Origin of the sequence: Herbiconiux daphne (assembly GCF_024979295.1) — a bacterium.
Lineage (GTDB): Bacteria > Actinomycetota > Actinomycetes > Actinomycetales > Microbacteriaceae > Herbiconiux > Herbiconiux daphnes.
In genome coordinates this window covers 1-755 of sequence record NZ_JANLCJ010000334.1, presented here as the reverse complement: position 1 = coordinate 755, position 755 = coordinate 1, and the positions used below count along the sequence as shown (strand labels likewise).

Annotated in this window: 2 protein-coding genes; both read left to right on the top strand. The window is 43.7% G+C overall.

The features are described from left to right. A partial coding sequence (locus N1032_RS25060) for a hypothetical protein (protein ID WP_407933086.1) occupies positions 1-200 on the top strand: 200 nt, incomplete at its 5' end. A gap of 35 nt (positions 201-235) precedes the next feature. Further along, positions 236-755: bacteriophage Gp15 family protein (locus tag N1032_RS25055; RefSeq protein WP_259543275.1), on the top strand; the 520-nt coding region annotated here is incomplete at its 3' end.

The following is a 755-nucleotide window of genomic DNA, read 5'->3' as shown; positions in this document are numbered from 1 at the left end:
TTGGCGAAGGTGGGTTCAAATTATTATATGCAATTTATCCGGATGTCCGAGCCTTAATCAACATCATGAATGCGGTCATCGAAACCATTTCGACCGGATTGGAAGAATGGCGCAAAGCCGAAACGAAGAAAGCCCAAAAGCAAATCGGCGAAACTATCATCGCCAAGAAAAAGAAGACCGCCAAGAAAGCTAAGAAATGACATTCTATTTGCACAAGCCTTGTGACGATGAAGTCATGTTCGAAGGCACTTTGTTCCATGTCGACATGTCCTTTGATAATATCTTGGACGTGTTCGATATTTTGGAAGACCCCGCAATCACCGATAGTGTTGGGGCGGAAATGATGTTGGCATTGTTGGTGGAAACCCAACATCACATTTTGCCACCAATCAAGCGGTTTGAATTGTTGGGTGCAATATTTCACGAACTTATACAAGAAACAATGCCGGAAGTCGTCGCTTACGATGTCCAAGGCAATCCAATCATCCCCAAAAAGGTCGAAGGCGAAGAAGACGAAACACTGCAACAAAACTATTCTTTGAGCCACGATGCGGGCTTCATTTACACATCATTCATGCAAGCCTACCACATCGATTTGCATGACCAATTTGGGGAATTACATTGGAACAAATTCAAAATGTTGCTTCGGGATTTACCGGACGACACAATGTTCGCAAGGGTCGTCGAGATACGTCAACGCAAACTATCCGACATAAAAGACGCCAAAGAACGTTCACATGTGAAGAAACTCAAAC